Source organism: Methyloversatilis sp. S146-33 (assembly GCF_059552495.1).
In genome coordinates, this window is sequence record NZ_JCANOT010000038.1 from 85,679 (window position 1) to 111,038 (window position 25,360).

The 25,360-nt window shown below is 68.4% G+C and carries 25 protein-coding genes; 10 read left to right on the plus strand and 15 right to left on the minus strand.

The genetic code is table 11. From position 1 onward, the window contains the following. Positions 1–627 precede the first annotated feature (627 nt). From AC51BJ_RS16090 to AC51BJ_RS16105, 4 genes are read left to right on the plus strand one after another with little or no spacing between them, the layout of a single operon-like run. Positions 628–1,122: a DUF421 domain-containing protein gene (locus AC51BJ_RS16090; protein WP_496280896.1), complete on the plus strand. Its 495-nt coding sequence runs from the start codon at positions 628–630 to the stop codon at positions 1,120–1,122. After that, entirely contained in the window at positions 1,119–2,438 is a 1,320-nt protein-coding gene (locus AC51BJ_RS16095; RefSeq protein WP_496280897.1) for an SDR family oxidoreductase, read from the plus strand. Before AC51BJ_RS16090 ends, AC51BJ_RS16095 begins: the two co-directional genes overlap by 4 nt. Next, positions 2,420–2,878, plus strand: a complete 459-nt coding sequence (locus AC51BJ_RS16100) for a DUF2269 family protein (protein WP_496280898.1) — start codon at positions 2,420–2,422, stop codon at positions 2,876–2,878. The genes AC51BJ_RS16095 and AC51BJ_RS16100 overlap by 19 nt, the downstream gene beginning before the upstream one ends. Before the next feature lie 36 nt (positions 2,879–2,914). After that, positions 2,915–3,430 (plus strand): hypothetical protein, encoded by a 516-nt coding sequence (locus tag AC51BJ_RS16105; protein ID WP_496280899.1) that lies wholly within the window; start codon positions 2,915–2,917, stop codon positions 3,428–3,430. Between the two features lie 417 nt (positions 3,431–3,847). Here the strand turns inward: AC51BJ_RS16105 and AC51BJ_RS16110 are convergent, their stop codons facing one another. Then, a complete protein-coding gene (locus tag AC51BJ_RS16110; RefSeq protein ID WP_430433522.1) occupies positions 3,848–4,222 on the minus strand; it encodes a hypothetical protein in 375 nt (124 codons plus the stop codon). 299 nt (positions 4,223–4,521) lie between these two features. Here AC51BJ_RS16110 and AC51BJ_RS16115 point away from each other — a divergent pair, with 299 nt between their 5' ends. Continuing rightward, on the plus strand, positions 4,522–5,409 hold the full coding sequence (locus AC51BJ_RS16115; RefSeq protein WP_496280900.1) for an aldo/keto reductase: 888 nt from the start codon (positions 4,522–4,524) through the stop codon (positions 5,407–5,409). Positions 5,410–5,607: 198 nt separating this feature from the next. On the opposite strand, the gene AC51BJ_RS16120 is transcribed toward AC51BJ_RS16115, so the two are convergent. The 13 genes from AC51BJ_RS16120 to AC51BJ_RS16180 form a co-directional block, all read right to left on the minus strand. Then, on the minus strand, positions 5,608–6,195 hold the full coding sequence (locus AC51BJ_RS16120) for a DUF4142 domain-containing protein (protein WP_496280901.1): 588 nt from the start codon (positions 6,193–6,195) through the stop codon (positions 5,608–5,610). A gap of 186 nt (positions 6,196–6,381) precedes the next feature. Then, the gene (locus AC51BJ_RS16125) at positions 6,382–6,876 is read right to left on the minus strand and encodes an MgtC/SapB family protein (protein WP_496280902.1); all 495 of its coding nucleotides are present in this window, start codon (positions 6,874–6,876) and stop codon (positions 6,382–6,384) included. Position 6,877: 1 nt separating this feature from the next. Beyond that, entirely contained in the window at positions 6,878–7,405 is a 528-nt protein-coding gene (locus tag AC51BJ_RS16130; protein ID WP_496280903.1) for a hypothetical protein, read from the minus strand. Further along, positions 7,386–10,115 carry an ATP-binding cassette domain-containing protein gene (locus tag AC51BJ_RS16135; protein WP_496280904.1) on the minus strand — a complete coding sequence of 910 codons (2,730 nt, stop codon included), beginning with the start codon at positions 10,113–10,115 and terminating at the stop codon, positions 7,386–7,388. The genes AC51BJ_RS16130 and AC51BJ_RS16135 overlap by 20 nt, the downstream gene beginning before the upstream one ends. 88 nt (positions 10,116–10,203) lie before the next feature. Further along, positions 10,204–10,638, minus strand: a complete 435-nt coding sequence (locus tag AC51BJ_RS16140; RefSeq protein ID WP_430433515.1) for a PRC-barrel domain-containing protein — start codon at positions 10,636–10,638, stop codon at positions 10,204–10,206. 56 nt (positions 10,639–10,694) lie between these two features. After that, positions 10,695–11,678, minus strand: coding sequence for a BON domain-containing protein (locus tag AC51BJ_RS16145; RefSeq protein WP_496280905.1), 984 nt, complete (start codon positions 11,676–11,678; stop codon positions 10,695–10,697). Between the two features lie 156 nt (positions 11,679–11,834). Next, the gene (locus tag AC51BJ_RS16150) at positions 11,835–12,704 is read right to left on the minus strand and encodes a YihY/virulence factor BrkB family protein (RefSeq protein WP_496280906.1); all 870 of its coding nucleotides are present in this window, start codon (positions 12,702–12,704) and stop codon (positions 11,835–11,837) included. Beyond that, positions 12,701–15,679, minus strand: coding sequence for a hybrid sensor histidine kinase/response regulator (locus tag AC51BJ_RS16155; RefSeq protein WP_496280907.1), 2,979 nt, complete (start codon positions 15,677–15,679; stop codon positions 12,701–12,703). The genes AC51BJ_RS16150 and AC51BJ_RS16155 overlap by 4 nt, the downstream gene beginning before the upstream one ends. Next, positions 15,676–16,020 carry a hypothetical protein gene (locus AC51BJ_RS16160; protein ID WP_496280908.1) on the minus strand — a complete coding sequence of 115 codons (345 nt, stop codon included), beginning with the start codon at positions 16,018–16,020 and terminating at the stop codon, positions 15,676–15,678. Before AC51BJ_RS16160 ends, AC51BJ_RS16155 begins: the two co-directional genes overlap by 4 nt. Beyond that, entirely contained in the window at positions 16,013–16,411 is a 399-nt protein-coding gene (locus AC51BJ_RS16165) for a phage holin family protein (protein WP_496280909.1), read from the minus strand. Before AC51BJ_RS16165 ends, AC51BJ_RS16160 begins: the two co-directional genes overlap by 8 nt. Beyond that, positions 16,411–16,629 (minus strand): hypothetical protein, encoded by a 219-nt coding sequence (locus AC51BJ_RS16170; protein WP_430433509.1) that lies wholly within the window; start codon positions 16,627–16,629, stop codon positions 16,411–16,413. Before AC51BJ_RS16170 ends, AC51BJ_RS16165 begins: the two co-directional genes overlap by 1 nt. A gap of 128 nt (positions 16,630–16,757) precedes the next feature. After that, complete coding sequence (locus AC51BJ_RS16175; RefSeq protein ID WP_430433508.1) at positions 16,758–17,093, minus strand: hypothetical protein; 336 nt, start codon at positions 17,091–17,093, stop codon at positions 16,758–16,760. A 62-nt stretch (positions 17,094–17,155) separates the two neighbouring features. Continuing rightward, on the minus strand, positions 17,156–18,544 hold the full coding sequence (locus AC51BJ_RS16180; protein ID WP_496280910.1) for a sigma-54-dependent transcriptional regulator: 1,389 nt from the start codon (positions 18,542–18,544) through the stop codon (positions 17,156–17,158). Positions 18,545–19,036: 492 nt separating this feature from the next. Here AC51BJ_RS16180 and AC51BJ_RS16185 point away from each other — a divergent pair, with 492 nt between their 5' ends. The 5 genes from AC51BJ_RS16185 to AC51BJ_RS16205 are packed head-to-tail and all read left to right on the plus strand — an operon-like array spanning position 19,037 to position 23,783. Then, positions 19,037–20,296, plus strand: a complete 1,260-nt coding sequence (locus AC51BJ_RS16185; RefSeq protein WP_496280911.1) for a glycosyltransferase family 4 protein — start codon at positions 19,037–19,039, stop codon at positions 20,294–20,296. Then, positions 20,293–21,027, plus strand: a complete 735-nt coding sequence (locus tag AC51BJ_RS16190) for an SDR family oxidoreductase (protein ID WP_496280912.1) — start codon at positions 20,293–20,295, stop codon at positions 21,025–21,027. The genes AC51BJ_RS16185 and AC51BJ_RS16190 overlap by 4 nt, the downstream gene beginning before the upstream one ends. Continuing rightward, positions 21,018–21,653, plus strand: a complete 636-nt coding sequence (locus tag AC51BJ_RS16195) for a D-glycero-alpha-D-manno-heptose-1,7-bisphosphate 7-phosphatase (protein ID WP_496280913.1) — start codon at positions 21,018–21,020, stop codon at positions 21,651–21,653. The genes AC51BJ_RS16190 and AC51BJ_RS16195 overlap by 10 nt, the downstream gene beginning before the upstream one ends. Then, complete coding sequence (locus tag AC51BJ_RS16200) at positions 21,641–22,834, plus strand: glycosyltransferase family 9 protein (protein ID WP_496280914.1); 1,194 nt, start codon at positions 21,641–21,643, stop codon at positions 22,832–22,834. Before AC51BJ_RS16195 ends, AC51BJ_RS16200 begins: the two co-directional genes overlap by 13 nt. Position 22,835: 1 nt before the next feature. Beyond that, a complete protein-coding gene (locus AC51BJ_RS16205; RefSeq protein ID WP_496280915.1) occupies positions 22,836–23,783 on the plus strand; it encodes a glycosyltransferase in 948 nt (315 codons plus the stop codon). 43 nt (positions 23,784–23,826) lie between these two features. On the opposite strand, the gene glgA is transcribed toward AC51BJ_RS16205, so the two are convergent. Further along, entirely contained in the window at positions 23,827–25,293 is a 1,467-nt protein-coding gene (gene glgA / locus AC51BJ_RS16210) for a glycogen synthase GlgA (protein ID WP_496280916.1), read from the minus strand. Between the last annotated feature and the right edge of the window lie 67 nt (positions 25,294–25,360).

The window sequence follows — 25,360 nt, forward strand, 5'->3', positions numbered from 1 at the left end:
TCATGAACACGGGCGGGCCCGCCGGATCGTCGGATCGTGATGGGACTGAGTCGTAGGCGACTGCGAGGACGTCAGCTCTTTGAATCATCGTTTCCTCCTTGTCCAGACATTCGTCCCGGGCCACCGGAAGTGGCCGGAATCGAACGAATCGGCTTGTCGTCCCGACTGCCGTGAGATGCGAGGACACCTCGCGGTGCGGTCGGACTGCGCAGTCTGCGCAAAGGCCTGAAACAGGTAAAAGCAAGATCTGAACCGATCTGTCAGACTCGTATTACGTGTCCCTGATGACTCGGGTTATAACCCAGACCGATCGTTCGGTACAGAGTGAGCGCGAATCCTGTCTCGGGTCACCTTCCGGTCACGTAACTGCGGCAATCAAGGTCAGGCACCCGCACGAATGTCTGCCGTGCATGCTTACCTGCAGCTGTCGTCGATTGTTGCCTGCGCTGCAGGAAACGGGCACCGATCAGCACGGCATCCGCCGTCTGCTGCGGCGGACTGACGGCAGTCCCGGAACGAGCGCCATCCGAGCCCGTTCGCGGTCCCCCGCCGCTGCGCAGCCGCACACCGCCCTCAAGGCACGCTACTTGATACGGAGTCCCGGACAACTCTGATCCAGGGACGCACATGTTCGACCTTGACGTGGATGTCTGGGAACTCGCGTTTCGCACGGTGGCGATCTACTTCGGCCTGCTCGCGCTGATCCGCCTGTCGGGCAAGCACACGATCGGCCAGTTCACGCCCTTCGATCTGCTGGTCGTCATGCTGCTCAGCGAGGGCGCCAGCAACGCGCTCAATGGCGGCGACGATTCACTGATCGGCGGGCTGCTGATCTGTGCGCTGCTGTGTCTGCTCAACCTCGTCGTTGCGACGCTGTCCGCGCGCAGCACGCGGGTCGAAGCGCTTCTCATGGGCGAAGCGATCCTGATCGGTCGCAACGGCAAGATCTACTACTCGGTGCTCGAACGCCACCACGTTTCGCGCAATGACATGCATCAGGCACTGCGCGAGGCCGACTGCGACGTGGACGAGATGCGCTTTGCCTTCCTGGAGGCGGACGGCAGCATCAGCGTGCAGAAGCGCCGCCCGCAGGAGGCACTCAAAACGGAACCGCCGCTGTGACCGTCCTGTTGATCGGCAGCAGCGGGTTCATCGGCGCCGCCGTGATGGCGCGGCTGATCGCGCGCGGGCACCGGCTTCGCTGCACGACACGTGGAAACGGCCACGCCGGCGCCGAGGGTGTCGAGTTCGTGCAGCTCGATCTGAAGGAGGCGCTGACGCACGAGGCGTGGCAGCGGCATCTCGACGGCATCGACGTCGTGATCAACTGCGCCGGCCTCTTCGAGGAGCGCGACGGACAGACGTTTTCGATCGTGCACGAACGCGCGCCGAAGGCCCTGTTCGAGGCCAGCGCACGGGCACGCGTGCGACGCGTGGTCCAGCTTTCAGCGCTGGGAACGGACGATCAGGCAGTCAGCGCCTTCCATCTGAGCAAACGCGCAGCCGACGCGCATCTCGCCGCGCTGCCCGTCGCCTCGCACATCCTTTATCCATCGCTCGTCTACGGGCAGGCGGGCGACAGCGCGGCGTTGTTCCGTCGACTGGCGGCGCTGCCTTTCCTCATGCTGCCGGGCGGCGGACGCCAACAGGTCCAGCCCGTCCATCTGGACGACGTCGCCGACGCGGTGGTGCTCGCCGCGGAAGCGGACACCGGCGGTTGCCGGCGGGTGGCCCTGGTCGGGCCGCATGCAGTCACCTTCGCCGGGCTGCTTGCCCAACTGCGCCACGACCTGGGCTTTCGCCGCCCGGCCATGGTGGCTACCCTGCCGACGTGGCTTGAGCGGCCGGCCGTCGCACTGGGCGCGCGCTTGACCGGCTTTCCGGTCGGCGCCGATGCGCTTTCGATGCTCGAACGCGGAAACACCGCCGACCCGGCACACTTCATCGCGCTGCTCGGGCGTCCTCCCCGCCCTGTCGAACACTTCGTCAGACCGGCCGAGCGAACGGCCGATCGCACGCTTGCGCTGCTCCACTGGCTGCTGCTCCTGCTGCGACTGTCGATTGCCGCACTCTGGATATGGACGGGCGTCGTATCGCTGGGTCTGTATCCGATCACGGCCAGTCTCGCGCTGCTCGCGCGCGTCGGGGCCGAAGGCCTTTTCGCGTACGTGCTGCTTTACGGCGCGGCGGCGTCCGACCTCGCGCTAGGCGTGCTGACGCTGGCGCTCGCGCCGGCGATGCGCCGTTCGCTTTGGGCGACGCAGATTGCGCTGATCGCTTTCTACAGCGTCGTCATCACCGTCGCGCTGCCGGAGTTCTGGCTGCACCCTTTCGGTCCGCTGTCGAAGAATGTCCCGCTGCTCGCAGGTCTGCTGCTGCTCCTTTTCATCGACACGCCAGCGCCGCGCCGGCCCGCATCATGGACTACTCCACACTGAAATTCCTGCATGTGCTGTCGGCCATCTTCCTGTTCGGAACCGGCGTCGGCTCGGCCTTCTATCTGTTCTTCACTTCGCTGAATCGCGACGTGGCGCCGGTCGTTGTCGTCAGCCGGCTGGTCGTGGTGGCCGATTTCGTGTTCACTGCGACCACTGCCATCGTGCAGCCGGTCACCGGCCTACTGCTGGCGCGCCGCGCCGGCATTCCGCTCGACACCGGCTGGCTCGCCGGGTCGATCGCGCTGTATGCGCTGGCGATCGCCTGCTGGCTGCCGGTGGTTCGGCTGCAGATCCGGATGCGCGACCTCTCCGCCACCGCGTCGTCCATGGCGTTGCCGTCCGGGTACTGGAAGTGCTTCCGCTGGTGGGTGGCGCTCGGCGTACCCGCGCTGCTCGCCTTCATCGCCATCACCTATCTGATGGTGGCCAAGCCCTTTTGAACGCCCTGTCCCGCGGGCGCAGCCAGGACATTCGCCATGACGAAGATGCAACGCGTTGCACTGGAAGGTCTGATCGGCGGCGCGCTCTCCAGCGTGCTGTCGGCTTTGCTGCTGTGTGCAGCGAGCCGCCGACAGACCGGCAGCCCCTATGCCGCCATCAACGCGATCAGCCACTGGCTGTGGAAGGACCGCGCCTTCCACAGGAACGCGCCCTCGCTGCGCTACACCGGCACCGGCTACCTGATCCATCACCTGGCGTCGACGTTCTGGGCCACCGGCCACGCCGCCGTCCGTCCCTCCGACAGCGCGGCCGATGCGCGGGCTGCGATGGCAGGCGGTTTGACCACCAGCGCGCTCGCCTGCTTCGTCGATTACAGGCTGACGCCGTACCGGCTGCAACCCGGCTTCGAGCAGCGGCTCTCGCGGCCCGCGCTGGCCGGTGTGTACCTGGCTTTCGGCGTCGGCATCGCCGTGGGCGCCTGGTTGCTGTCGTCGCGGCCCCGGCCGACCCGTGGAAGGCGCCATCCCTCCAGCCGAGAAACGAAAGGATGAAGTCGTAAGCTCCGGCCCGACGAGGGCGGCACGACGTGCCCCAGGAAACGATAGCCGACCCAGTGCTGACAGTGCCGACGGACATGGCCGGCCGAGTTACGAGCACGGCGATCTGCGGCGCAGGCTTCGTCCGTACGACGACACGCCGCTGATGGACTGCAGGGACATGCTGGCCATGAATTCATGGCCGAAGTGGTCGAAGTCCGGGCCGCCGGCGTGTCTCTCTTGATTGCCCGCGGCCCTTGCGACTACGGCGTGATCAATTCCCCGTTCGTCTTCGCGGTCCGGCTTCCGTTGTCCTGGAGCCCACATGGCCTGCGAAACCTTCCGCGCCGCGAACAGCGGCTGCATCAAGCGGGTGATGCGTCCCCGACCGGGCGGGTGTCGATTGCGGCGCCCGCCCGGCACCGTGCGGCTTCAGCGCCGACTGTCATTCTTGTACCGCGGATCGGCCGGTGAGGCCGGCGCTACCGGCTGCGGTCGGTGGGTCACGCCACCATCCTGCTGCCCGCTGGCGTCCCTGCACCGCTGCGACGTGTCGCCGGGCGCGCACTCGCCGCTGCCCGTGTTCATGTCATCGGGCGACTGGTAAGCGGGATCGCCGGGCGCAGCCGGCGAGACCGGCGTCGGACGCCGGTTGATTTCGTTGCTGGTAGTGCCCTGATCGGACTGCACACCCGAACGGGAACTGCCCGGCTGCTGCTCGACCGGTGCACCGCGGACTTCGGCGGCGAAGGCCCCCGGGCTTCCCGCCGCAATGGCAAGCGCAACAAAAAGCGTTCTGCTGTTCATGTCTACCTCCTGGTCTGTTAGGAAAAATCGTGCGGTACCCGTCAAACGGGAACAGCCCCTTCCACGCAAGCGCTGTGCCCTGGAAACACCGCTTGCCGACGTGGGCGCAGCACGCCTCGCGTGCAGGAATTTCATCCGGACGGTAAGCGCTACACGCGTCACGGCCGGCTGCCCTGGCGGTCTCACCGCTCGACCCGCGCGCCGCCCTGCCTCGCGACGGGCACACGATTTGCCACTGTCGGCGAATGACGAGGGCACGGAATCGCCGGCCGTCGGTCACCGTCCCGGAGAGCCCGACCATGAGAACACCCGACGCCGCACTGGCCGGCAGCTGCACCCTTGGCGACATCGAAGTCCGCCGCCTCGGCTTCGGTGCAATGCGCATCGTTGGCGACGGCGTATGGGGTCCGCCGCGCGACCGCGAAGAAGCGTTGCGCACACTGCGCCGCCTGCCCGAGCTGGGCGTGAACTTCCTCGACAGCGCTGACAGCTACGGTCCCGAGTTCAGCGAAACGCTGATCTGCGAAGCGCTGCATCCGTACGACGGCCTGCTGGTCGCGACCAAGGGCGGCCTGGTGCGGCACGGGCCCGACAGGTGGGCACCGCTGGGACGGCCGGAGTACCTGCGCCACGCGGTGCTGATGAGTCTGCGGCGGCTGCGCGTCGACCGGATCGACCTGTGGCAGCTGCACCGCATCGATCCGAAGGTGCCGCGCGACGAACAGTTCGACGCGATCGCGCAGATGCAGCGGGAGGGACTGATCCGCCATGTCGGACTGAGCGAGGTCGCTGTCGAGGACATCGGCGCCGCGCGTCAGCACTTCGCGGTCGTGAGCGTGCAGAACCTCTACAACCTGGTGTCGCGGCAGCACGAGGACGTGGTCGATTTCTGCGCCGCACAGGGCATCGCCTTCATTCCGTGGTACCCGCTCGCTGCCGGTGAGCTGGCGGCGCCCGGTGCCTTTCTCGACGAACTGTCGCGCCGCCTCGGCGCGACGCCGGCGCAGGTCGCACTCGCCTGGGTGCTGAAGAGCAGCCCCTGCATGCTGCCGATACCGGGCACCGGCCGACTGAAACATCTCGAGGAGAACGTCGCCGCTGCCGCCCTGCGCCTGACCGACGCCGACTTCTCTGAACTGGGCCGGCTGGGCAGGTATGTCTGGGAAACATCGGCCGCGGCCGCCTGAACCTCACCGGCCGCACACATCGCACAGGGCGAGGTCAGCTCGGCGGACAGAGCGGACGGATGCCATCCGGTACGCAGGCGCCGTTGTGCGATCCGGGTAAGGCACTGGAGTGCGCCAGCAAGGGCACGCTCGACCATCACTGCAACGCACGGCGGCGGCACGCGTCCTGGCGTGGGTGACGCCCGCGATCCTGTGCGGTCAGCGGTCGCTGCCCACCGCGGCGCGCAGCGCCTGCGCCTCTTCAAGATGGCGCTGCAGCAGCGGCAGCTGGCGCGTGGCGAATTCCTTCACATCCGGATCGCGCGCCCGATTGACCGCCGTGCGGAATGTCGCCAGCGCCTTTTCGTGCGCGCGCACGCCCAGGCGCGACGCGTAGGTCTTGTCGAACACATGTCCGCTCAGCGCCTTCAGTGCTGTCAGCTCCGTGCGCTGCGCGACCGAAGGCATCTCCGGCAGTTCGACGCCCTTCAGCTTTGCCAGTGCCGCCAGTTCGTCGGCCGCCTTGCCGTGTTCCTCGATCATGCGGCGGGCGAAGCGTCTCACGTCGGCGTGGCTGGATACACGCGCCGCCAGTTCGGCCGCTTCGATCTCGGCCCGGCCGCGCCGCGCGGCGTCGATCAGGAAGCCGCTGTCGATCCGCGACAGCGCCTTGCCGGAGCCGGCGTTGCCGGGTCGCGCGGCGGCGGGCGCGTCGGTAATCGTTCCAACGGGGTCGCGTACATCGTTCGCAACCAGCACGGTCGCGAGCGCCAGCAATACGCAGGCGATGATGGTTTTCGCTCCCATGGGCGTCTCCACGTAAACACAGGCGTGAAAAAGGAGAGGGGCACGCAGCAGATGAACCCGCTCCGTCCCGTCCGGACACCGGCACATCCCCGTTCCTGCAGAGGCGCGCGGCCCCCCGCACCGCCAGCCGACGGCACCTGCCGCATCCTGCAAGCAGCATTCCCGGCCCCGGGCGGCGAGCGGGCGTCAAGGCGCCCTGTCCGCGTCCTCGTCCCCGTTGCGGCGCTCCCACGCTTGAAGGCTGTTGAGCACGTACCACGTCGCCGCCGTCGCGAGAATGGCGATGGCGAAGCGTCCGAGCCCCGCCGCGACACCGATCGCGCAGGTCATCCAGATGCCTGCTGCGGTGGTCAGGCCGCGCACGTCGAGCTCCTCGCGCAGCTTCAGGATGGCGCCGGCGCCGAGAAAGCCGACGCCGGTCAGCAGGCCCTGGATGACGCGCGACAGGGCGTCGTCCCCCATGTCCGATTCGAAGGCCGCGGCCACGGCGACGGCCGCTCCGCCGGCAACGATGATGTGCGTGCGCAGCCCGGCTGCCTTGCCCACCTGTTCGCGCTGATAGCCTATCAACGCCCCGCAGCACAGGGCGACCAGCACGCGCAGCAACGCGCGCAGGGTCCGCTGCGGATCCCACAGCCCGTCGAGCAGTTGTGTCAGGGCAAAGCCGGCCAGGCCGTCCATGTCAGTCGCTCCCTTCGGCCAGTGCGCGCAGCGTCGTCGCGTCGTCCGCTTCCCGCGCCTTACGTGCCAGCGCACGCAGCGCGAGCGCCACCGCGCCAGCGAACAGCTCGTCGAACTCGGGGAAGGCACCGCTCACGCCGACCACGATTCCGTCCAGGCAGACGCCACCGCTCAGCGCCGTGTCGCCGTCGCGCAGCAGGTGCGGCAGCAGCGCCTGCACCGTCCGCCCGTCCCGTCCGGTGAGCCAGCTCAGCCTTGCCTTGGCCCGCGCGAAGGCGGCGTAATCAGCGTCCCACTGCGTGCGGTCGCCGAAGCCCTGCTCGTACAGCACGGCCTCGTCGAAGCTCGCCTCGCCCGCTTCGCGCGCCGGGTCCATCACCACCACGTAGAGAAACCCGCTGCCGACGACGTCGCGCCGGCCGAGCGCGCCTTCCATCATCGGTGCGACCAGCGCCACCGCTTCGCGTGCCGCGGCCCGCCCCAGGTAGACGCCACCACCGCGGGCCGCCTCATCGTGCGGATGCGTCATCGATATCTCCTTTAACGAAAGTGCCGCCGGCGCCTTCGGCATGTGCGGCAAGGTCACCGAGCCAGGCCCGGTCGGACGCGGTCGCTGAATAGGCAAGCAGGCTGGCCACCGCGCCGACCAGCTGTTCGGTCGACGCCGGCTTCCTCAGCTGCATCTGAAAGCCGGCCAGCAGCGCGCGCATCCGATAGTCGGCGGTGTCGTAGCTGCTCAGCGCGATGGCCGGCAGCCGCTGTTCGAGCGTGAAGCCCTGCTCCGCCTCGAAGCGCCGCAACTGCCGCATCACCTCGTGTCCGTCCTCTTCGCCGAGCGCGACGTCGCAGATCAGCAGATCGGGCCAGCGGTCGCGCGGCAGCCGCGCCAGTTCCTCCAGCGCGGCGGCACCGGATGCGTGCCCGAGCGTCAGCACGCCGTGCGCCCGCAGCACCGATTCGATCTGCTGCCGGCCGTCGCTGCTGTCGTCGATCACCAGCACGCGTGCGCCGGTGATCGCCGGCAGCGGCGCCGGCTGCAGAGGTACAGACGGGGCGTCGAGAATCCGCGGAATGTCGGCCGCGCCGCGCAAGGGCAGTTCGACGTACTCGTCGATCAGCCCCGGGCCGGCCTCCGTGGTGTCGTAATGGCCGCCATGCTGTTCAAGAATGGCCGTCAGACGATGCGCGTCGAGCAGGCCGGCGGCTGCACCGGTGCGCGGCAGCGGCATGCCGGCGTGGGTGAAGCTGACGCGCGCGCGCTCGCCGATCCGCTCGATGCGCCATTCGATCCGCCCGCCGCGCGGGCTGCTCGCGACCGCGTGCGCCGCGAGCGACCACATCACCTGCTGCAGCCGGCCGGGATTGCCGGTGACCCGCAGCGCGTCGGCGGTGATGGTGCTGAAGAAACCGGCCTTGCTGGCGTCGATCTCCGCACGCAGGCCGTCCACCACGCCCGCCAGCAGCGCGGTGAGATTGATCGGCTGCAGGGCAAGATCGCGCTCGGTGCTCTCCACCTGCTGCTGCTGCCGCTGCAGCGACCACAGCTGCGCGTACAGACCCTGCAGCGACAGCAGCTGATCGTGCGTGCCGCGCTCGACGATGCGTCCGTGTTCGAGCACCAGGATTTCGTCCGCCTCGACGACGGTGGACAGCCGGTGCGCGATGATCAGGGTCGTGCGCGTCTTCGCCAGCCGGTCGAGCTCTTCCTGGATCGAACGTTCAGCGCGCGTATCGAGCGCCGAGGTCGCTTCGTCGAACACCATGATGGGCGGGTTCTTCAGCATCGCGCGCGCGATCGCGATGCGCTGCCGCTCGCCGCCCGACAGCTTGACGCCGCGCTCGCCGACCAGCGTGTCGTAGCCCTCGGGCAGGCCGGCGATGAAGTCGTGCACATGCGCCGCCCGCGCCGCCTCGACGATGTCGTCGAAGGTGGCCCCGGGACGACCGTAGCCGATGTTGTAGGCGATGCTTTCGTTGAACAGCAGCGTGTCCTGCGGAACGATGCCGAGCGCTGCGCGCAGCGAAGCCAGCGGTATCGCCCGGATGTCGATGTCGTCGACGGTGATGCGCCCTGAAGCGGTGTCGTAGAAGCGGAACAGCAGCCGCGCCAGCGTGGACTTGCCCGAACCGCTGCCGCCGACGACGGCGACGGTGCCGCCGGCCGGTATCGTGAAGGACACATCCCACAGCACCTGCCGGCTCGCTTCGTAGCCGAAACTCACGTGCTCGAACTTCACCTCGCCGCGGTTCAATGTCACGGCCGGCGCCGCCGGCGAGTCCTCGATCTCGGGCTTCTGGTCGAGCAGCCGCAACATGCGCTCGGCGTTGACCACGGCATCGCGCGCCTGGCGAAACACGAAGCCGAGCGAGTTGAGCGGCAGGCAGATCTGGATGATGTAGGCGTTCACCAGGATGAGGTCGCCGACCGACATCGTTCCGGCGAACACATGGCGCGCCGCGATCAGCATGACGCTGGCCACGCCGACCGCGATCAGCGCGCTCTGGCCGATATGCAGCAGCGACAGCGCCTTCTGGTTCTGCACGCCGACCTCGACCCACTGGTCGAGGATGCGGCCGAAGCGGTGGACTTCGAAGCCCTCGTTGGAGTAGTGCTTCACCGTTTCCTGATTGACCAGGCTATCGACCAACGTGCCGTTGGCGCTGGAGTCGAGTTCGTTCAGGGCACGCTGGAAGATGGCGCGCCGCTCGGTGAACACGACGGTGAACGACGCGTAGGCGATGAAGGTCGCCAGGATGATGAGGGTGAACACCTGGCTGTAGTGGGCGCTCATGATCGCCATCACGGCGACGATCTCGACCAGGGTGGGCACGATGGTGAACAGGCCGATACCGAGCAGGAAGCCGACGCCGGCCGAGCCGCGCTCGACGTCGCGCGCCAGCCCGCCCATGCGGCTGCGCGCGTGGAAGCGGGTGCCCAGACGGTGCAGGTGCGCGAACACGCGCAGCAGGAAGCTTGATGCGGTGAGCTGGTTGACGCGCGCGAACAGCACGTCGCGCAGTTCGCTGAAGAAGGAACCCAGGAAGCGCAGGATGGCGTAGCCAACCACCAGCGCGACCGACAGCGCGGCGGGTGCCGGGACCTGGCTGAGCTGGTCAACGATGCCCTTCAGCGACAGTGGCACCAGCACGGCTGCCGCCTTGGCCAGCAGCACCAGTACGAATGCGCCCAGCGTGCGCTGTCGGTGCCGCCATACGGCCGCACCGAGCAGGCGGAGCACGAACAGCGTCGGCGACGGTCCATGATCGTCGCCGACGGCTGCGCCCGATCGGGCCGGTACCGCGATGGCGGTACCGGCCCGGGACCGCTCACTCGTCAAGGGGATCCCAGTAGTTGCGCTGGCGATAGTAGGTATGCACCTCGCTCGCCCACACCGGATCGGCCATCGACGGCCAGTGGTCCTTGTCGAAGCCCGGCGCGTTCTTCAAACGCTCCGCGTCCACGTCGAGGATGAAGCACTTGCGCTCGACGTCGAGCTTGAGCGCGCCCCACGGAATGGCGAACAGGCGATCACCGATACCGAGAAAGCCGCCGGACGACAGCACCGCGTAGGCCACGCGACCGCGCGGAACGTCGATCATGATTTCCTTGATCTTGCCAAGGTCTTCGCCGGCCAGATTGACGACGTCGTCGTCCTCAAGCGTGCTCGCCGCCATGACCTCGGGGCCTGGACCGTCGGGAATGCTGCTCGGCGTACCGACGATCTGGGCGCCCGACTCGGAAAGGGATTGGGATGTCAGCATGGTGGTTACCTCCGTGTGTGTTGTTGATCGAACTGGATGGAACAGCGGGGCTGCGCTCAGCCCTTCGCCTTCCGGGGCGTGCTGGCGGCAGCGTTCTCCGTCAGCACCTCGCTGGCCGACTCGCTCATGGTGCGTCCGACGTCATCGCCGCCCAGCGCCTGTATGCCGCGCAGATGCGAGGCGACGCGGATGCGGTTCTCGACGTCCTTGACGCCCCAGCAGCCATCGGCAGCATCCTCGATGGCGTGCTTCATGCCGCGGTCCGGCACCGTGCCTTCGAGCGTCACGCAACCGTCGCTGACCGACACGCTGACTTCACTGACGTCGAGCCGGTGCTGTTGCGCGAGGCGCTCGCAGATGAACTCGCGGATGCGCTCGTCGGAGCGCGAATAGCCCTTCGGGCCCTTGCGGTCGCGGTGGATGTCGGCGGGCTGGGTGCCGTGGCTGGAGCGGCCCTGCCCGATCTCGTCGGACGGCGCCCGCCACGGCCAGGCACGACCTTCGTCGTGCCCCTGTTCGCGGCTGCCGGCCTGGCGTCCGCCGCCTTGCGGGAAGAAGCGCTCCGACTCGTCGTTGCTGCTTTCGTAGCGTTCGCCGGTGTGCGCACGGTTCCAGCCGTAGCCGTAGTCGTCACGTCCGGAGTCGCGACCGGGGAAGTTTCCGGACGGGCCGTTGTAGCCGCCATAGCCGGCGTAGCGTTGCTGCATCGGGTGCTCGGCTTCGCCCTCGTGACGGGCTCCGCTGCGGGCGCGGGCGAACATTTCGCCGCGCTCGTCCGGATTGCCGCCCGGGCCGTTGCGCTCGAAGTCCTCCCGACCGCGGCGCCAGCTGTCCGCATGCGGCAGACCGGGGTCTGACCAGCCGCGGTGCGTGTCCTGCCCGCTGCCGCGGCCGCCTTCGGCGTCGTCGTCCCAGTTGCCGCGCGAGCGCCGGTAGTCGGCGCCGGTGATGCCGCGTTCCGCCCCCTGCGAGCGGTAGCGGTCCTGCGTGCTGTCCTCCTCGGGTCCGAACGGAATGGTCCGCGAATGCTGCGATCTCATGGTTTCATCTCCTCTGTCCTTCCGGTCGGTACGACCGGGCGGGAGAGGACGGCCCCGCACGATGCAGCGCCTGCCAACCTCTCCCGTCTTACCGCAGAGTGGCAAACCGCGTGCCCTGCCCGAGCGGGGCGATCAGCAGATGGAAGCGCGCAACATTTACACCGACGTGTAGCCCGGCCGTTCCGCCGGGCGTCGCGAGGCCGCGGCGAGTTCGGCGCCGAACAGGAAAACCGCGGCGGAGAAGAACAGCCACATCATCAGCACTGCCAGCGAACCGGCTGCACCGAATGCGTTCGCCGTGCCGACGTAGGCGAGGTAGCGCGCGAACAGGTGCTTGCCGATCGCGAACAGCACCGCCGCGGCGACGCCGCCGGTGATCGCCTCGCGCCATGCGACGGCGACGTCCGGCAATACCTTGAGCAACACGCTGAAGGCGACGCACAGGAACACGAAGGACACGCACTGCTGCACCTGCTGCAGCAGCGGCAGAGCACCGCGCGCGCCCCACAGCCAGGCCTGTGCGTGCGTGAGCAGCGCATCGGCGATCAGCAGCACCACCATCAGGAAGCCGGTACCGATGACGATGCCGAACGACAGCAGCCGGACGCGCAGCAGTCCGATCACGACCCGTCGGGACGGGTCGACGTTCCAGATGCGATTCAACGCGCTGTTCAGCTCGGCGAAGGTCGCCGTCGCGCCGACGAAGACCGCCAGCAGCGACAGGGCGCCGCTCCACCCCTGGTCGCCGCTCAGCCAGGCGTTGGCCAGCATGGCCTGCACCGCCTCGGCCCCGGCCGCACCCACCACCGATTCGATGCTCGAGAACAGGCGGCCCTGAACCGCCTCAACACCGAAGAAGAAACTGGCGACCGACACTGCGACGACAAGGATGGGCGCCAGCGAGAAGGCGGCGAAGAACGCGATCGAGGCGGACATCGACGGCGCGTCGTGGGCGATCCAGCCGCGCAACGCTGCCCAGACCCGCCGCGCCCCGTCGTATAGCGGCGTCAGACCCGAGCGCTTCATCCGACGGTTCCGGTCGCCCCGTCGCCCGCCACCTGCTGGTCAAGCACCGAGGCAATCGTGTCGATCAGCACCCTCTCGTCGACCGGCTTGCTGACCAGCGCTTCGAAGCCCGAACTTATCAGCAATGCGTCGTCCAGATAGCTCAGCGCGCTCACGGCGAGAGCCGGCACCGCGCGATCGGGCCACTTCTCGCGAACGCGCCTCAGCACCTCGAATCCGCTCTCGCGAGGCATGGCGATGTCGAGCAGGAGCACTGTCGCCACGGAACTGGATCCGTCGCCGAAAGCAGCGAGCAGATCGTCGCCCGAATCGAAGGCATGCACGCGTGCTCCGGCCTTCGACAGGATGAGCAGCATGAAGTCGCAGGCGTCGGCATCGTCGTCGAGCAGAAGGACCTTGACCCCTTCGAGGCGCCGCCGCGGCGGCTGAGACGTCGGCGGCTGGCAGGGATGTTCGTGCGCCTGCAGGCGCCGCAACTGGACGACGAAGGCCGCGCCCTGCCCTTCGCCACCGCTGCGCACACGCACCGTCCCGCCCTGCAGTTCCACCAGATTGCGGACCAGTGCCAGACCGATGCCCAGGCCTTGAAACCGGCGCGTCATCGACGTGTCCGCCTGGCTGAAGCGGTCGAAAACGTGGGGCAGGAAGTCCGGCTTTATGCCGATGCCGGTGTCGGCCACCGTCATGTCCACCGTGTCAGCGGTCATCGCGAGCAACACCTGCACCGAGCCGCCCTCCGGCGTGAACTTCAGCGCGTTCGAAAGGAGGTTGCTCAGCACCTGCTGCATCCGGTCGTAATCGGCGCAGACCGGCACCACGGCGTGTTCTGATTCAAAGCGCAGAGCGACGCCCTTTTCGTGCGCCTGCACGCGGAAGGTTTCCAGCGTCGAGGCCGCGACGTCCACCAGATTGATGCGCGCGCAGTTGAGGTCGAGCTTGCCGCTGATGATGCGCGACGTGCTCAGCAGATCGTCGATCAGCCTCACCTGGTGGTCGACATTGCGCTTGATGGCTTCGCTGGCCCGGCCCAGCAGTGTGGGGTCCGGTGTCGATACGCCGGCCAGCACCTGCGCCCACCCCTTCAATGCGTTCAGCGGCGAGCGCAACTCGTGCGACACGATGGCGAGAAATTCGTCCTTCGCCCGACTGGCCCGCTCCGCCTCGCCACGCAGGCGGTGCTCGGCGTCGAGCAGTTGTTCGAGTTCCTGATGTGCCCGCTTGCGCTCGGTGATGTCCTTCGACACGCCTACCAGGCCGACCACTTCGCCCTTGGCGTCGCGCAGCGGTGACTTGGTCACCAGCAGGATGCGTTCGCCGGCCGCGGTGTGGCGCCGCTCTTCAACCACCACCGGGCGCCCGGTCTCCATCACCTCCTGGTCGTGCAGTGCAATGCGCCGCATGTCGGCTGAGTCAGGAAACAGGTCTTCCTCCCGGCGGCCGATCACCTGGGCACGACTGAGCCCCATCAGCTTCAGCGCCGCCGGGTTGATCATCATGATCGCGCCGGAGCGGCTCTTGGCGATGATCTGCTCGGGCGTGGTTTCGGCGATCGTGCGCAGCAGTTCGGTACTCTCGCGCAACACCGTAGTCGTACGATCGAGTGCGCGCGTGCGCTCGGCCACGCGCCGGTCGAGCGCAGCATAGACTTCGCGCTCGGCGTGCTCGCGCGCACGCCGTGCGCTGACGTCACGCAGCACCAGCACGCCGCCGACCAGCCGCTGTTCCGCATCGAGTATCGGCGTTGCCGTGATTTCGATCGGCTGCAGGCGGCCGGCGGCGTTACGCAGAGCCGGCTCCCCCTCCAGCGTGACCGGCGCGCCCGCCTCGAACGCCTGCTGTAGTGGATAGTCGAGCAACACGCCGGTGCGCCCCTCGACGAGCGGGACCAGATCCTCCATGCGTTTGCCCACCACTTCGCCGGCGTCGACGCCCAGCAGTGCGGTCGCCGCCGGATTGAGCAGACCGATGCGACGCTGGTCGTCGACGGTGATCACCGCCTCGCCCAGATGAGCGAGCGTGATTTCGAACCAGGTCTGCTGGGTGTCGGCGCGATGTTCCGCGCGCGACCGAGAATCGTTCATGTCGTCAAGCTTGCGCCCGGTCCATACGATGAGCGTAAGGCTGGCGATGACGATGGTTACCACGACCACGCCGACACCCTCGAAGCGCTGGAACAGTCCAGCCCCCCGGCCGGCGCCTTCCAGCCACACCGCTGCGAGCGGGAGCACCACGGCCAGCGGCGCCAGATTGCGGACCACCGACAGCCCGGGCGCGTTGTCGTCACGCTGCGCGAAAATGTCCGCCGAGCGCAGCGACAGCAGGCCGGTACTGGCCGCGAACAGCGCCAGCGCCACCGGGAACTTCATGTCCAGGTCGAGCGGCCGGCTCTCGCCGAACAGCGACACCGTCATGACGCACAGGCTGACCAGCGTGATGGCGGCAACCGCGGCACCGCACCAGCCGGACACCCGCCGCGCCAGCGGGTGGTCGAATGCGGCCAGCCCCATCGACAGGGCGATCAACACGTAACTGAGGCTGGTGACCGGCGACGACTGCGTCGAGAACAATGCCCCGACCAGCACGCTTTCCGTCTGTGCGTCGAGCACATCGAGATCGACCGCCAGCCGGGTGAGCGACACGAAGGCGATCACCGCCGACGCCAGCGTGACCGTGTAGCGCATCCGCGCGCGGTGACCGAAGCGCAGCTCGCGCAGCGCGATCGCCACCAGCCCGAGCAGGAACAGGCTGCTCGGCATCAGTGTGGGGAAAAGCAGCGTGAGCGACGACGGCGCCGGAAAGTCTCGCGCCCAGCCGACGAAGCCGATCAGCGCGATCAGCGCGACCAGGGCGCTGGCATCGCTGACCGCGCCGAGCCGGCCGATCGCACCGATGCCACGACCTGCAGCCGAACTCACGCGCCCGGCCAGTTCGGTCGGCGTCATCGCGGCCCCTTGCGCGTCAGCCGGACGATTCATTCGGTCGGAGACACCCCGGCGGAACGCTGATGACCGCACCGCCGCACTGCTACCGGACGCGGGAAGGTGTCGTGATAGGCGCGATGGATCCGCATCCCCGCCAGCATTACGGCCAGCAGCGCCGACAAGCGGCCAGCCGCGGCGGGAGCCCGGCTGCGCCGGCCGCGCAGTGCGATACCCAGCGTCAACGCTGACGCGGCCACGGCGGCCAGCCCCCGCACCGACACCACGGCCTCACGGCGTGCCGTCGCCCATGCGTCGACGGCCTGACGCAGCGCGCGCCGCTGCGCGTCGACGCGCGCCGCAACGCGCGCCAGTTCGAGCGTTTCGTGGTCAGCCATCCGCGGTCACCTCCCCTTCCTTGATGCCCTGCAATTGACGGATTGACGTGGCGAGCGGCAGCCGCCGCAAGCGGCTGCGGACCCACCACCCCATCGCGATAGCGAGCGATAGATTGATGGCACCGGCGCCCAGCATGCCGTGCGCCCATGTGGCGCGCGGCTCTGCCGAAAGGCCAATCAGCGCGGCCATCACGGCAATCCATGCCACGGCGAACAGCACAGCCGCGACCACGGCGATGCACAGCGCCTCGACCGCCCGGCGTGCCGAACGGCGGACGTCCAGCGCGATCAGCAGGCTGAAGTCGGCGGCCAGCGAACACGCCCGCCGCCACAGTTGCCCGAGGTCCTCGACCGCGCGCCAGCCGGTCCGGCCCGTTTCGTCCTGCCCCATCAGCGCAGGACGCGACTGAGCAGCAATCCGACCGCGGCGGCGATGGCAACCGCCGCCACCGGATGTTTGCGGGCACAGCGCACGCCCTCGCCCACCCAACCTTCGTCGTGAGCGAGGTCATGCGCAAAATTGCGGCCGCTTTCGGCAGCACTCGCCAGCGCACCTTTCAGGCGGCTGACCTGGGCATCCAGACGGGATTCGGCCTCGGCCGCGCTCATCAGGGGTTCATGCGTAACATTGCTCATCGGTCACGTCCTCCAGCAGTTGTCCGCCGCGACGGAAAAATGGAATGCGATTGCGGCGGTGCAGTGGTCCAGCAAACCGTGTTCCCGGGCTGTGCGCCCGGTCAGGATTGTTCGCGGCCGGGCCTGCGCGTGTGCGAGAAGCGTCCTGCATCCACGCCTTCGCCGCTCACGTCGGCCTGCCCCGGCTCGACCGGCGGCCCGGGCACATCGGACGGCGTGCCGCGCCGGTCGGTATCGACCAGCCCGCGCGCGACGTCGCGTGCAGCCTGATCGATGATGGCGCGCGGCTCGCTGCCCGCCGCCTCGTCCGGCGACTCGTCACGCTCGTAGGGGAGAGAAAGTCCTTCCTCGTGCGGCCGGCGGCGGGTCAGATCCACGTCGTTGCTGCCGTGCAAGGTCTTCTTGTCGCGCCGTGCGCGCGCTCGGTTTCGTTTCATCGGATGACTCCTGTTCGGCGCCTTTGTGCTGGCTTCGCGGACGGGCGGTTCCGGAAAGCGCCTCACTCCTCCTGCCCGCTGTGCTCCAGATCGCCTTCGGTTTCCAATTCTTCGACGCGTGCCGAGTTGTAGAGCGACAGACGGTTGTAGAGGGTTTTCAGGCTGATGCCGAGTACCTCGGCCGCCTTGCGCTTCACGTTGCCGCATTCCTGAAGCGTCGCTTCGAGCACCCGCCGGTTCACCTCCTCCAGCGGCGTGCCGACGCGGATGGTGAGCACCGGTCCGGCCGACGCCCTGCTGAAATTGTCCGGCGCCAGATCGGTTTCGATCACCTCGTCCGCCAGGATGAACACGCGATGGACGTAGTTCTTCAGCTCGCGCACATTGCCCGGCCACGAGTGGGCATACAGCGACGCGATCGCCTCCGGCGAAAAGCGCTTGTTCTCGTGCTCGCGCTCGTTCAGTTCCGTCAGGAAGTGCTGGGCCAGCAGTTCGATGTCGGTGCCGCGTTCGCGCAGCGGCGGGAGGACGATGGGGAACACGTTCAGGCGATGATAGAGATCCTCGCGCAGACGCCCTTCCGCCACCGCCTCTTCCGGCACCCGGTTGGTCGCGGCGATGAGCCGGATGTCGGTGACGATGGGATCGTTGGTACCCACGCGCATGAAGGTGCCTGTTTCCAGCACGCGCAGCAGCTTGACCTGCAGGTCGGGGCGCATTTCGGTCACTTCGTCGAGGAACAGCGTACCGCCGTGCGCCCGTTCGAAAAAGCCGCGGTGCTGCCGGTCGGCGCCGGTGAAGCTGCCCTTCTCGTGGCCGAACAGTTCGCTCTCGATCAGTTGCGGCGATACGGCGCCGCAGTTGAGTGGCAGGAAGGGTTGGCGCTTGCGTCGGCTGAGATCGTGCAGCGTCTGCGCAACGACCTCCTTGCCGGTACCGCTTTCGCCGATCAGCAGCACGGTCGCCGATGTTGGCGCGACGCGGTCGATCTGGTTGTAGATCCGGCGCATCGCCGGCGAATTTCCGAGCATGTGACCGAAGCGTCCGAGGCGTATCAATTCGCTGCGCAACTCGCCGATCTCCTCGCGCAGCACTTCGGTCTTCGGCATCCGGCTCAGGATGCCGCGCAGTCGCTGATGGTCGAGCGGCTTGATGAGGTAATCGGTGGCACCGGCGCGCATCGCCTCGATGGCGCTCTCTATGCTCGCGTAACCGGTCACGACGACGATGGCCGGCGCCGGTCTGGAGCCGAAATCGGCGAGCAGTTCGATGCCTTGACCATCGGGCAGCATCAGATCGGTCAGGATGAGCTCAGGGGTCGAACGGGTGAGGTGTATGCGCGCTGCCTTGAGCGAATCGACGGCAGCGACGGTGTAACCCTCGCTGCGGATCAGCTCCGACAGCCATTCGATCGCCTCGGGATCGTCATCTACGAGCAGGACTCGGGGCATGCGGCCTCCGGCGGACAGGTGAAAAGGGAGCCCGCGGCGCCGATTTCGACCTTCGCATCGGCATCTGTCCGGCAAGGAGCACCGGAGCGAACGCGGCTTCTCAGCATGCTGCACGGCCCAATCGACATGCCCCGGTAATTGTTAAATAAGGTTAATGAACTGCGTCCGGATGCGCGTCGGCGCGACGCCGCAACTGCCCGTCATGCCCCTTCGGCGCTCGACTCCAACGGATTGTTACCGCCCGTGATCTGCCGATACGCCGCTCATCATCCTGTTACGCGTTGACGGACATCGACCGGCAGGCTGGGCCGTTTTCCCCGCCCGCCGTAGGCGTCCGTCGGTGCCGAGGCAGCGGGTAATTCTTTCCCTTGTCCGGCTCAACTTACATGAGCGAACGGGCCGCGCCGCGCTGCCAGGTCTGCCTCGACGTCGATTCGCACGGGCACATGGATTGCCCCACACCCGCATCGCATTTGTCGGCCGGGAGCTTCCATGCACATCGCAATGATCAGCGAACACGCTTCACCACTCGCCTCGCAGGGCGGTGCCGACAGCGGCGGACAGAACGTCTATGTCGCCTTCGTCGCCCGCGAGCTGGCCGCACTGGGTCACCGGGTCGATGTGTTCACGCGGCGCGACGACCCATCCACCCCTGCGGTGACGGTACCCGCGCCCGGCACGCGCGTCATCCAGGTCGACGCCGGTCCGCCGCAACCGGTGCCGAAGGAGGCACTGCTTCCCTACATGCCGGCCTTCGCGTCGTGGATCGCGCGCTGGTGCGAACAGCGGTCGTGGCGCTACGACATCCTGCACGCGAACTTCTTCATGTCGGGGCAGGTAGGCCTCTTCCTGCGCGATCGACTGCAGGTGCCGCTGGTCGTCACCTTCCATGCACTGGGTCGCGTCCGCCGACTGCATCAGGGCAGCGCCGACGGATTTCCGGACGAACGGATCGCGATCGAGGACGCCCTGGTCAATCGTGCCGACTGCATCATCGCCGAGTGTCCGCAGGACTTTGCCGATCTGACCGGTCTGTACGGCGCCGATGGCGAGCGCATCGCGATCGTCCCCTGCGGTGTCGATACGCGCGAACTGGGGCCGGGCGACGGTCGTGCACGCGAACGGCTCGGCCTGCCCGCCGACGACTTCGTCGTGCTTCAGCTCGGCCGGCTGGTGCCGCGCAAGGGCATCGACAACGTGATCCGCGCCCTCGGCGTGCTGAAGCGGGAACACCGCATCGACGCGCGGCTGCTCGTCGTCGGCGGTGAACACGCCGATCCCGATCCCCGCTACACGCCGGAAATCGCGCGTCTGCGCGCGATCGCCGAAGAGGAAGGCGTGGCCGACCGGACGCTGTTCACCGGCCGTCGTGAGCGCGAAGCGCTGAGCGACTACTACTGCGCCGCCGACGTATTCGTCACCACACCCTGGTACGAACCCTTCGGCATCACGCCGCTGGAAGCGATGGCCTGCGGCCGTCCGGTGGTCGGCGCCGATGTCGGTGGCATCCGGCACACGGTGGTCGACGGCGAGACCGGCTACCTGGTACCGCCGCACGATCCACCGGCGCTGGCCGAACGGCTGAAATGGCTGCACGACGACCCGCTGCGCGCACGCAGCTTCGGCTCCGCCGGTCTGCGCCGGGTCCGCAGCACCTTCACCTGGAAGCGCGTCGCCACCTCTCTCAACGGCATCTACGAAGAACTGTGCGCGCGTAACGCGCCCGCCTTCGAGGAAAGGGCCGGATCATGAAGCCCCTACGTCCTCTCGAAGGCCGCACCGCCGTGATCACCGGCGCCGCCCGCGGACTGGGCCGGGCGCTCAGCGAGGCGCTGTGCCAGGCCGGCGCGCGCGTCGTGCTCATCGACGTGCGCAGCGACGCGGTCGAACAGACGAGTCGCGAGCTGAACGAGCGCGGCTTCGAAACCAGCCACTGTGCGGTAGACGTCGGCGAAGCCGACCAGGTCGAACGCTGCCTCGAACACGCACGCGAACGCTTCGGCGCAATCAACATCCTGATCAACAACGCCGGCGTCGACTACACGCTGCCGCTGGCCGAGCTCGAGATCGCGCAGTGGGACCACGTGATGGCCACCAATCTGCGGGGTCCCTTCCTGTTCTGCAAACGGGCGCTGACGCACATGCAGGCGGTCGGCGGCGGTCACATCATCAACATCGCATCCACCGCGGCCAAGCGCGCCTGGCCGAATGCCTCGGCCTACCACGCCAGCAAGTGGGGGCTGCTCGGCTTTTCCCACGCGCTGCACGCCGAATTGCGACCGCTCGGCATCAAGGTGACCGCAGTCATCGCCGGCGGCATGCGCACGCCCTTTCTGCTCGAACGCTTTCCGGACCTCGACCCGATGGTGCTGCAGGCGCCGGAAGCGGTCGCCGCGGCCGTGGTGAACGTGCTGACGCTGCCGCCGGAGAGTGTGGTCGCGGAAATATCGGTGCTGCCGATGGGAGAGACGTCATGGCCGTGAGTCGCCCCACCCCAGGCCGTCCGCTGAGCCGCGCCGTATTCATCGACAAGGACGGCACGCTGGTCGAGGACGTGCCGCACAACGTCGACCCCGCCCACCTGCGCATACGCGAAGACGCCGGCGGGGCGCTGTTCAGTCTGCAGCGTGCCGGCTACCGCCTGATACTGGTGACCAACCAGCCCGGCATCGCGCTCGGCCTGTTCGACGATCAGGCCATCGCGACGCTGTTCTCGGCACTGCTTGAACGGCTGGCGACCTTCGGCGTCGTGCTCGACGGCATCTATCACTGTCCGCACCACCCGTCGGTCAGCGACGGCGCTCGCGTCTGCGACTGCCGCAAGCCATTGCCGGGTTTGCTGCAGCGTGCAGCGCAGGTGCACGGCATCGACCTCGCGTCGTCGTGGATGATCGGCGACATTCTCGACGACGTCGAGGCGGGGCGACGTGCGGGCTGCAGCACAATATTGCTCGACGTCGGCTCGGAAACCGAATGGGTGGACGGCCCGCTGCGCCGGCCCGACCACATCGCGCACACACTGCGCGACGCCGCCGACCACATACTGGCTGACCGTCGCGTTGCACCGCGCACGCATACGCCGGCGGGAGCGCAGTCATGGACCGCCTGAACCCGGCCCCGCCGCCTGTCGGCGGACAGCTGTCGCCCGGCCAGACGCTGCGCGGGCGGTGCGATCTCGACGCCTGGCGGGCGGCGCGCCGCGTGCTCGCGGTGCGGCTGGACAATATGGGCGACGTGCTGATGACCACCCCCGCCCTGCGCGCGCTGCGCCAGACCACGCCCGGGCGCCACCTTACGCTGCTCGCCGGCGCCGCCGGCAAGGCGCTGCAGCCGCACCTGGAAGAGGTTGACGCGGTACTGCAGGCGCGCCCGCCCTGGCTGCCCGGCGGCACGCTGCTGCCGGACGAACTGCTGGCGCTGGCGGAAACGCTGCGGCACGAACACTTCGACGCGGCCGTCATCTTCACCGTGTACAGCCAGAGCGCGCTGCCAGCCGCCCTGCTCTGCTGGCTCGCCCACATTCCGCTGCGCCTCGCCTACAGCCGCGAAAATCCGTATCACCTGCTGAGCGACTGGATCATCGACCCGGAGCCGCACGAGGTGCTGCGCCACGAGGTCCGGCGCCAGCTCGATCTGGTCGAGGCGATCGGCGCGCGGACGGAGGACACCCACCTGTCCTTCCACATCCGCGACGACGACCGCACGCGCGCCGACACGCTGCTGCATTCGGCCGGCATCGACCCGGCTCTGCCCTACATCGTCGTGCATCCGGGGGCCAGCGCGCCGTCGCGCCGCTACCCGCCGGAGCTCTACGCTGCGGTGCTCGAACACCTCGGCGAGCCGGCCGATGAGGACGGCCTGCAGATCGTATTCACCGGCTCGACCGACGAAAGCGAAACGATACGCGACGTGCGCCGGCAGACCTCGACCGGCAGCGCCACGCTGGCCGGCGTGCTCGACCTCGGCGAACTGGCGGCCGTCATCGACGGCGCCGCGCTGTTGATCGCCAACAACACCGGACCGGTGCACATCGCGTCGGCGGTCGGCACGCCGGTCGTAGACGTCTACGCGTTGACCAATCCGCAGCACGCCCCGTGGCAGGTCGAGCACCGCGTGCTGTACGAGGACGTTCCGTGCCGCTGGTGCTACCGCAGCGTCTGTCCGCAGCACCATCACGCCTGCCTGCGCCTGCTCGACCCGGCCCGCGTCGCCGCCGCCGCACGCGAACTGCTCGACAGCGGTGCGGACAGCGTCCGCACCTCGATCATCCCCACTGCCGACGGGTCCTGACATGGCGCGACCGCTACGCATACTGACCTGGCACGTGCACGGCAACTACATGTACTACCTCAGTCAGGTGCCGCACGTGTTCCTGCTGCCGGTCGATGCCCAGCGCAGCCCCGGCTACAGCGGCCGCGCCGGCGCACTTCCGTGGGGTGACAACGTGGTCGAGGTGCCGGTCGAAGCGCTGGCGACGACACAGTTCGACTGCATCCTGTTCCAGGATTCGGCCGCCTGGAACGAAGGCCAGCACCGCTACTTGACCGAGGCGCAGCGGCGCCTGCCGCGCCTCTATCTCGAACACGATCCGCCGCAGCAGCACCCCACCGACACGCGCCACCCGGTCGACGATCCGCACGTGCTGCTCGTCCAGGTCACCGCCTTCAACGCGCTGATGTGGGACAGCGGGCGCACGCCGACCCGCGTGATCGAGCATGGCGTGATGGTGCCGGACGCGGTGCGCTACACCGGCGAACTGCCGCGCGGCATCGCCGTCGTGAACAACCTGGCGCGGCGCGGCCGCCGGCTGGGGTTGGACGTGTTCCAGCAGGTGCGCGCGTCGCTGCAGATCGATCTGGTCGGCATGGGCTCCGAACAGTGCGGCGGACTGGGCGAGATCGCCAACCCGGAACTGCCCCACTTCCTCTCCCGCTACCGGCTCTATTTTCACCCGGTGCGCTGGACCAGTCTCGGCCTGTCGGCGATCGAAGCGATGATGATCGGGCTGCCGGTGGTCGGGCTGGCCACCACCGAACTGGTAACGGTCGTCCGCAACGGTCGTTCAGGCTGCCTCGCCACCGATCCGCAAGCTTTGGTGGACGCCACCCGGCGTCTGCTTGCCGACCCCGCGGAGGCCGCCGCGATGGGCGCCTGCGCCCGGCATGACGCGCGCGAACGGTTCGCGATCGGACGCTTCGTCGCCGACTGGCAGCACGTGCTCGACGACGTCGTGCACTGACCCGATGCGCCCCGTGTCGCCCCGCTCGACTGCGCCCGCGCGTTCAGCGGCGCGCGCGTACCGATTCGTACAGGGTCCGGTAGGTCAGCGCCGGACGATCCCAGCCGAAGGCGCGCGCCATGCCGTTGCGGCACAGCGCTCGCCACTGTGTCGTTCGGCCGTAGACCGCCAGCGCGCGGTCCACCGCCGCGAGGAGCGCGTCGGCGCTCGCCTCGTCGAACACGAAACCGGTCGCCTCGCCGCTGCGCAGCGCCGCCTCGCTGAAATCGGCGACGCTGTCGCGCAGTCCGCCGGTCGCCCGCACGATGGGCGGCGTGCCGTAGCGCTGGCTGTACATCTGGTTCAGACCGCAGGGTTCGAAACGGGACGGCATCAGGAACGCATCGGCGCCCGCCTCGATGCGATGCGCCAGTCCCTCGTCGAAACCGATGTGTGCGGCAACACGGCCCGGTGCCCGTGCGGCCGCGTCCGCCACGGCCCGTTCGAGCGCCGCCTCGCCGGTGCCCAGAAGGGCGAGCTGCAGCGGTCGTTCGAGCAGGGCGGGCAGCGCATCGAGCACCAGGTCGACGCCCTTCTGCCCGGTCAGTCGCGTCACCATGCCGCACAGCAGCACATCGTCGTTCTGCTGCAGCCCCATTTCCGCCTGCAGTGCCCGCTTGTTGACGCGCTTGCCGGCCAGCGCACGCGCGTCGTAGCGCCGGGCCAGGTGGGCATCGGTGGCCGGGTCCCACACCGCGCTGTCGATGCCGTTCAGGATGCCGACCAGATCGTCCGCCCGCTCGCGCAGCACGCCCTCCAGTCCGCAGCCCTGCTCGGCGTCGAGAATCTCGCGCGCGTAGGTCGGGCTGACCGCACACAACCGGTCGGCGTGACGCAGGGCCGCCTTCATGAAGGACAGCCGTCCCCAGAACTCGATGCCGTCGCTGTGCAGGGCGCGTGCCGGAATGCCCAGCGACGACGCTTCGGACAGCGGGAACAGGCCCTGGAACGCGAGGTTGTGGATGGAGAACACGCTGCCCGCCGGATCCGGCAGGCCACGCAGGTAAAGCGGCGCCAGCCCGGTCGGCCAGTCGTTGCAGTGAAGCACGTCGGCACGCCAGCGCAGCGGGCTGGCGGCCGACGCCAGTCGCGCAGCGACGCGCGACAGCAGGCCGAAGCGCAGTGCGTTGTCGGCATAGTCCGCACCGTCGGCATCGACGTAGGGCCCGTCGTCGCGCATGTAGAGCGCGGGGCAATCGAGCAGCAGCGCCGGCACCTCGCCCGGCAGTGTGGCCCGCAGCAGCCGCGCCGCCGGCAGGCCGAACTCGGCGTCGACGGTGGCGACGCTGCGCGCGCCGCGCGCGCAGGCCCGGACCGACGGATAGCACGGCAGCAGCACGCGCACGTCCAGGCCGAGGGCCCGCAGTGCGGGCGGCAGTGCAGCGCTGATCTCGCCCAGCCCGCCCACCTTGACCCACGGCGCGCACTCCGGCGTGGCGAACAGTACGCGGAACGGCTTTCCGGCTTTCATGAAAATGACCTCCGGGTACAGGCGGGCGCAGCGCGAGCCGCCCCGACAATCGAAAAAAGGAGACTGC